This window comes from Bacillus sp. AFS001701, assembly GCF_002559405.1.
Lineage (GTDB): Bacteria > Bacillota > Bacilli > Bacillales > Bacillaceae_G > Gottfriedia.
In genome coordinates this window covers 1-6,931 of sequence record NZ_NTZO01000298.1, presented here as the reverse complement: position 1 = coordinate 6,931, position 6,931 = coordinate 1, and the positions used below count along the sequence as shown (strand labels likewise).

General features: G+C 31.2%; 8 protein-coding genes. 5 read left to right on the top strand and 3 right to left on the bottom strand.

Annotated features, from left to right (window positions below):
- Positions 1-33 precede the first annotated feature (33 nt).
- The 5 genes from CN514_RS18485 (at position 34) to CN514_RS18465 (ending at position 5,097) form a co-directional block, all read left to right on the top strand.
- On the top strand, positions 34-702 hold the full coding sequence (locus CN514_RS18485; RefSeq protein WP_098233866.1) for a DUF6944 family repetitive protein: 669 nt from the start codon (positions 34-36) through the stop codon (positions 700-702).
- 177 nt (positions 703-879) lie between these two features.
- A complete protein-coding gene (locus tag CN514_RS18480; protein ID WP_098233865.1) occupies positions 880-1,743 on the top strand; it encodes a DegV family protein in 864 nt (287 codons plus the stop codon).
- A gap of 154 nt (positions 1,744-1,897) precedes the next feature.
- Positions 1,898-2,146, top strand: coding sequence for a DUF3243 domain-containing protein (locus tag CN514_RS18475; protein ID WP_098233864.1), 249 nt, complete (start codon positions 1,898-1,900; stop codon positions 2,144-2,146).
- A 351-nt stretch (positions 2,147-2,497) separates the two neighbouring features.
- On the top strand, positions 2,498-3,973 hold the full coding sequence (locus CN514_RS18470) for an MDR family MFS transporter (RefSeq protein ID WP_098233863.1): 1,476 nt from the start codon (positions 2,498-2,500) through the stop codon (positions 3,971-3,973).
- A 215-nt stretch (positions 3,974-4,188) separates the two neighbouring features.
- Positions 4,189-5,097, top strand: a complete 909-nt coding sequence (locus tag CN514_RS18465) for an SH3 domain-containing protein (RefSeq protein ID WP_286141749.1) — start codon at positions 4,189-4,191, stop codon at positions 5,095-5,097.
- Positions 5,098-5,320: 223 nt separating this feature from the next.
- Here the strand turns inward: CN514_RS18465 and CN514_RS18460 are convergent, their stop codons facing one another.
- The 3 genes from CN514_RS18460 to spxA form a co-directional block, all read right to left on the bottom strand.
- Positions 5,321-5,656 (bottom strand): IDEAL domain-containing protein, encoded by a 336-nt coding sequence (locus tag CN514_RS18460; protein ID WP_098233861.1) that lies wholly within the window; start codon positions 5,654-5,656, stop codon positions 5,321-5,323.
- A gap of 129 nt (positions 5,657-5,785) precedes the next feature.
- The gene (locus tag CN514_RS18455; protein ID WP_098233860.1) at positions 5,786-6,199 is read right to left on the bottom strand and encodes an RrF2 family transcriptional regulator; all 414 of its coding nucleotides are present in this window, start codon (positions 6,197-6,199) and stop codon (positions 5,786-5,788) included.
- A 70-nt stretch (positions 6,200-6,269) separates the two neighbouring features.
- A complete protein-coding gene (gene spxA / locus CN514_RS18450; protein WP_098233859.1) occupies positions 6,270-6,665 on the bottom strand; it encodes a transcriptional regulator SpxA in 396 nt (131 codons plus the stop codon).
- Positions 6,666-6,931: the final 266 nt, after the last annotated feature.

The following is a 6,931-nucleotide window of genomic DNA, read 5'->3' as shown; positions in this document are numbered from 1 at the left end:
GATTTAAATACTGTTTAAATAGGAGGTTTCAAATTGAGGGATTTAGTTGATGATTTACCTCTAATCGGTGCGTATTTTTTATTATTTGGTACAACAACAGCTGCTGTTGGTATTTCAAGTTTAAAAATTGTAAGTGAGAACTTTGGTAGAAGTTTATTTGCTAAAGGCAATGCAATCGAAGCGTTTGGCAACTCCATTCAAGCTATTGGAAGAGAAAAATTATATAAGAGAGCAAAAAAGGAAAATGAAAATGAAATAGAAAAAGAATTTGAATTAATCATGCTGATTGGTGCTTGGATTCAAGCAATAGGAAATGGTACAAATACATTTGCAACAAATTTAGAAATTGAAGGAATGGAAAGAGAAGGATTTAGATTAAATGCGCTTGGTGGTGTCATTCAATCAATTGGTGCACAAATTGAAACGACTGGAGCATTGATGGAAGGGACGCAACTAGATAAAATTGAGGCATATGGAAATCAATTAATCGGTTTAGGTGCTTTAATAGACGGTATTGCTAATGCTGCATTACTACGTGATAAAATGATTTTAGGAGAAGATTTATTACTTGTTGGTAGCTGGGTTCAAGTGTTCGGAGCAATTTTAATTATTTATGCACTACGAAATAAAAGAAGCGAATATGAAAGAGAACAGTTAGAATATCGATATGGTTATTATCCAAATAAACAGTTCGAATGGTAAATTAATAATTTTTTGTGAAGAATATGAAAAAAAGAAGGTATATATTAGTTAATAGCAAATATTATTATTAAAATTATATTAAAACATTTTATTTTTCTGTAAAAGCATTTTGTGAGAGAATAGAATTTATCAGTTTGAATAGAATAAACCAATTTTTTGAAACAGAGGTATGATTAGATGAATTTAAAAATTATTACGGATAGTGCGGCTGATTTACCAAAAGAGATCATTGAACAATATAATATTGATGTCATTCCACTACGAGTTTATTCAGAAGATGAAAAAGAATATTTTGATGGTTTAACATTGGATTCAAAGACTTTATTTAATGAAATGCGTAATGGAAAAGTATTTAAAACGTCTCTGCCGTCGTATGAGTATATTTATAATACCTTCGTTAAATATGCAAGAGAAAATACACCATGTATCTATATTGCGTTTTCTTCTGAACTTTCAGGTACATATCAATCAGCAGTAATGGTAAAAAATGAGTTTGACGAGGAATTTCCTGATTTTGATTTAGAGATATTTGATACAAAAAGTGCATCAATCGGACAAGGGCTAATTGCTGTTAATGCTGCAAAGCTTGCAATGAACGGAGCTAGAAAAGAAGAGGTTGTTAATAATATTAAACATAGCATCGGGCATATAGAACATATCTTTACAGTAGATGACCTTCAATATTTGGTACGTGGAGGTCGCTTGAGTAAAGTGGCTGGTTTTGTCGGCAATTTATTAAATATTAAACCGATCTTACACGTTGAAGATGGAAAGTTAATTCCACTTGAAAAAATTAGAGGTTCAAAAAAATTGATAAAAAGAATTCTTGAAATTATGGAATCTCGAGGGACAAATTTATCAACTCAATTAATTGGTATTTCTCACGGTGACGATCTAGAAAAAGCAATTGAAATTAAAAATGCGATGGCTGAGACGTTTGGATGTAAGGAATTTGTTATTAATTCAATCGGTTCTGCTATAGGTGCCCATGCAGGGCCTAGTACATTGGCAATATTTTTTATGAACGAAAATAAAAAATAATATGATAAAAAGAGCTAATTTGTAAAATGATTAGCTCTTTTTATTTTAATTTTCTGATAATATTACCCGGATAATAATTCATACATAATTACTTCAAAAAAGGTAAATAGTATTTATGTAATCTTCAACAACTATTATTATGAGGTGAAAAACGATGTCAATTTTAGATAACTGGGATCAATGGAAAGATTTTTTAGGTGATCGTTTAGATGCAACAGGTGACAAAGGTGTTGGTGAAGGTGCTATTTCTGAAATGGCATATCGCTTAGGAAATTATCTAGCAAATGAAGTTGAACCAAAAAATGCAGAAGAACAAATTCTAAAAGACCTATGGCAGGTTGCAGATGAACAAGAGCAACATACAATTGCTCATCTAATGATGAAGTATGTTAAAAATAAATAATTAAAATAATGTGATTAAAAATAGCCTTTGTGAATAGAATCATAAGGGCTATTTTTTATTTGTTTAATTTAAACTTTCTGTTTGAAGCAACAAAGTAGGTTTACAAAAAATAAATAAAAATTAGACTTGAAATGGATATTTAATTAACATATACTGTACTTATTGTGAGTACTGTTTTCGGATTAAGGACAATTACTATTTACATTTTAATTGTTTTTTTGTATGATAGACTTTCTGTTCAAATTTCGCTATTATCATAAATGTTTTTTTGCACTAATAAATAAATGGAAAATTTGAACGAATTTCAATACAAATTTTGACAAAAATAGATAGAAGAAATGGGGATAATATATGAATAATCAGCAAAACTCGGCTGACACGCCGTTTAGCGTAAAAACGATTATTGGTCCAATGATGGCTGTAATCGTAGGTATGATCATGGTTATTTTAGATAGTACGGTAGTAAACGTAGCATTACCTGGAATTACCGAATATTTTAAATCTGATTTAACAAAAATGCAGTGGACGATTACAGGTTATACATTGGCATTATCAGCTGTTATACCACTTGCAGGCTGGATGTCTGATCGTTTTGGAGCTAAGAAAATTTTCTTATTAACGATTTTGTTTTTCACAATGGGTTCAGTTCTTTGTTCTATAGCTCAAACACCTGAACAGTTAATTTTATTTCGAGTAATACAAGGAATTGGTGGAGGAATGGTTGCGCCAATCGGTATGGCAATTATCTTTAGATTAGCTCCTCCAGAAAAAATCGGTTCAATAATGGGGATGCTTGGAATCCCGATGTTACTTGCGCCTGCATTAGGTCCGGTTATCTCAGGATGGTTTGTTGAGTATTCTACTTGGCATTGGATTTTCCTAATTAATTTACCAATCGGTATTATTGCGATGATAATTGGCGCTAAATTCTTACCTAATTTTGAATCTAAATCAGTACCTGCTTTAGACGGATTAGGAATTATCATTGCTCCAATCGCTTTCTCAATGTTAGCTTACGGAGTTAGTCAAAGTTCAACAAGTTGGACTTCAAAAGGAACATTAATCGGTTTAATTGTTGGTGGTGTTGCATTATTACTTTTCATCTTTGTTGAGCTTCGCCTAAAACAACCTTTACTTGAGTTACGTGTATTTAAATCGTCTGATTTTGTTAGAAGTATTTTAATTACTTGGATTATGCAAATTGCTTTATTTGGTTCTTTCCTAATTGTTCCATTATTTTTACAAACAGTTAAACAATATGGGGCATTTGAAACGGGCTTAATTATGTTACCTCAAGCATTAGCATCAGCTTTAATGATGCCAATTGGTGGTAAAATGTATGATAAAGTTGGAGCTAGACCGATGGCATTAGTTGGTTTAACAATTATCACATCTGCACTATTCATTTTCTCTAAAATTTCAGTTGACTCATCAAACACATTTATTATGTTAACACTTGCTATGATGGGTGCTGGAATGGGATTATCAATGATGCCGATTAATACACACGTATTACAATCTGCACCAAGACATTTAGTAAGTCGTGTAACGCCTTTAACTGCAGCTGCTCAGCAAGTAATGGTATCATTTGCAGTAGCAGGCATGGCTGGATTTTTAACTTCTAGTACAAAGGATTATATGACAAAAACAACAAATCCATTAAATGCAATGATTTCAGCATTTGGTGATACATTCTTACTAGCAGCAGGTATTGCATTAGTAGGAGCGTTGTTAGCAATTATTTTACGTAAACCAAAAGTGCAAGATGTAGATGCGTCAAAAGCAGATCTTGACGAGTCAAAATCTTCAATGATGGTCGGACATTAATAAATAAAAAAGAAGCCAAATTAAATATTGGCTTCTTTTTTTGTTATTTTTGATTATAATTTAAATAGTATCGAAAAAATTTTAATAATTTCTACAATTTTAAGAAAACTGTTAGAAAACTAATTGAATTGTAATAAAAATGTCCTTATTATGTAAGGTTAGTTATGTATAATAAAGGCTCGAATATAGATTTACTTTACAATGGAGCTGATTTAATGATTAAAAGTATTTGTAAAACAACTTTGGCACTATCAATTTTAACTGGAGGTTTATTCTATGGAAATACTACTCCGAGTTCAATTAAGACCGTGGAAGCTGCGACGATAAACGGTACAGTAACTGCATCAGTTTTAAATGTAAGAAGCGGTCCTAGTACTAGTTATAAAGTAATTGGGACACTTAAAAAGGGTGCGAAAGTTACGATTACAAGCACAAGTGGATCTTGGTATAAAATAAAAAGTGGAACAAAAACTGGATGGGTTTCAAGTAAATATATTAAAAAAGCCCCAACAACAGTTTCTGCTACGACCGTAAATAAAATGAAAACTTTAGGTACTTCAAAACAATTAATCATTGTGTCAGCAGAAAATGAAAGTACAAGAAATGTTTTAATTGAAACATTTGAAAAAAGCGGTACTAGCTGGAAAAAATTACATACATATTCAGGTGTGATCGGTAAAAACGGCATGATTAGTAGTAAGCATGAAGGTGATTATGAAACACCTGAAGGGAAATATACAATTACAACAGCATTCGGCAGATATTCAAATCCAGGTACGAAAATGACATACCGTAAAATTACTTCAAATGATGTATTTGTAGATGATTCAACTAGTAAATTATATAATACTTGGCAATTAGCATCAGAAAATAACGGTAGATGGAAAACTGCTGAAAAGATGAATATTTCTCAATATGATTATGGATTTGTTATTAACTATAATACTGAGAGAACCCCAGGAAAAGGTAGTGCAATCTTTTTTCACGTAGCTGGAACTTCAGGGTATACTGCAGGCTGCACAGCTACATCTAAAACAAATGTAGTATCCATTTTAAAATGGTTAGATCCTGCAAAAAAACCACTAATTATTCAAACACCATTGAATAAATTAACTCAATATTAATAGGATTTGAAACTGGTCAATGATTTGATCAGTTTTTTTATGTTTCAAACTAAGTAACTTGCAGGATTCATGATGATTAATTTCAGAGATGAACGTCTCGTTTATCGTTCGAGTGAAGGGGTGTCTTATCAGAAAGGTTTTGTTAAATATAAATGTTAAGATTTTTGAACTAAAAAAAGGCTGTCTAAATAGACAACCTTTAGGAACTTCAGTTTTATAAGCTTTATTTTACGCTATTAACAAGTTGCCTCATGGAGTTTAACTGTGAAGATAGCTCATTAAACCAATCCTCATCTCCAGTTGAGAGGGCCAAGTCAATTAGAAAGTGAATCTGTTCTTTGTTTGTTACTTTCGAATCAGGCATTTTCTTTACGTTTCTATTTAGCATTTGAATGGACTTTCCAACAGTCGTATTATTATCTGAAGTTATGACATTTACCTTTATTACTTCATCAAGATTAGTAAATGATTCAACATAACCTATTACTAATTCTCCATGCAATGATATACCCTTAACCCAGTCACCTATTTTTAAAATAGAATCATTATTTAAGTTCATTTTTTTCCACCTTCTTATTTAGAGTTACTAGTTAAAAATCTTTTGATCATTACAGCCCTTAAAACAAACTGTAATTTTTTTTATTACATTTCGGATAAAAGAAGGCTTAGCCTTCACTTTATTAGCTGCTCACTTCTCACATTTGATATGATCGACAATATCCTTAATAGTGTATTTCTTTAAATAACCCCCAAGATGTTTTTCTGCACCTAAGAAAATATTAAAAAGAACACTTTGCATATTTGCCCCAACAACACACTTTTCATTTGATTCTGGGCACTTAGGCTGCAGTGCCCCCTCAGAGGTGATTAGATAAATGTCCCATAGATTAACTTCATTTAAATCTACAGCGAATATAAAGCCACCACCAGATCCTTCCTTCGATTTTATAAATCCATGCTTTTTTAACAAACTAAGCACTTTACGAATACGAACTGGATGGACAGAGGCACTTTCTGATATTGCATCACTTGTAGACATCCGATCCGGCTGCAGCGCAAGATAAGTTAAACTATGAATGGCAAGAGTGAAATCACTATTCATGGTCTGCCTCCTAAAATCGTTAATTTCTAATATATTTCATGATTATATTTAGTACTGTAATTATACATTATTAATTAGCTACTTTTTGTGAATTAATGTATGTGAGTGTTCGTAGCTTACGAGGAAGAAAACTACGAATTTCTTCTTCATTATAACCAACCTGTAATCTTTTTTCGTCAAGGATTATTGGCAGGCGCAACATTTTGGGATTATTTATGATTAATTTATATAATTCATTAAGCGGGAGCGATTCAATATTTATATTTAATTCCTGAAACGTTTTTGATTTTTTTGATATAATTTCTTCAGTACCAGTTTCTGTCATGCGAAGAATAGATTTAATCTCCTCAAGTGTAAGAGAGTCATTCATAATATTTTTCACACTATAATCAATTTCATGTTCCTCTAACCAAGCTTTTGCTTTGCGACAAGATGTACAACTTGATGTTACATATAGATTCACCATTCTTTTACACACTCCTTATATTTAAAATGTAATAAAAAAAATTACAGTTGAGATAAAAAAAGTCATAATGTATTATCTAATAAAACAAATTAGTTTGGCTTCCTTACTCAATTAAATGAGTATACTGTAATTTTATTATTTACAGTTGAAAGTGTCAACTTATTTTTTGAGTTTAAATGATGAGTTGTGTTTTGTTATTGTACGAAATACAAAAATGAACTTTACAATGTGCAGAAGTTTTATTCCAATAAATAAATAAATAAATA

Coding starts and splice junctions, on each gene's coding strand:
- CN514_RS18465 (WP_286141749.1), top strand. CDS start 4,189: ATGATTAAAAGTATTTGTAAAACAACTTTGGCACTATCAATTTTAACT.
- CN514_RS18455 (WP_098233860.1), bottom strand. CDS start 6,199: ATGAATAGTGATTTCACTCTTGCCATTCATAGTTTAACTTATCTTGCG.
- CN514_RS18470 (WP_098233863.1), top strand. CDS start 2,498: ATGAATAATCAGCAAAACTCGGCTGACACGCCGTTTAGCGTAAAAACG.
- CN514_RS18460 (WP_098233861.1), bottom strand. CDS start 5,656: ATGAACTTAAATAATGATTCTATTTTAAAAATAGGTGACTGGGTTAAG.
- spxA (WP_098233859.1), bottom strand. CDS start 6,665: ATGGTGAATCTATATGTAACATCAAGTTGTACATCTTGTCGCAAAGCA.
- CN514_RS18480 (WP_098233865.1), top strand. CDS start 880: ATGAATTTAAAAATTATTACGGATAGTGCGGCTGATTTACCAAAAGAG.
- CN514_RS18475 (WP_098233864.1), top strand. CDS start 1,898: ATGTCAATTTTAGATAACTGGGATCAATGGAAAGATTTTTTAGGTGAT.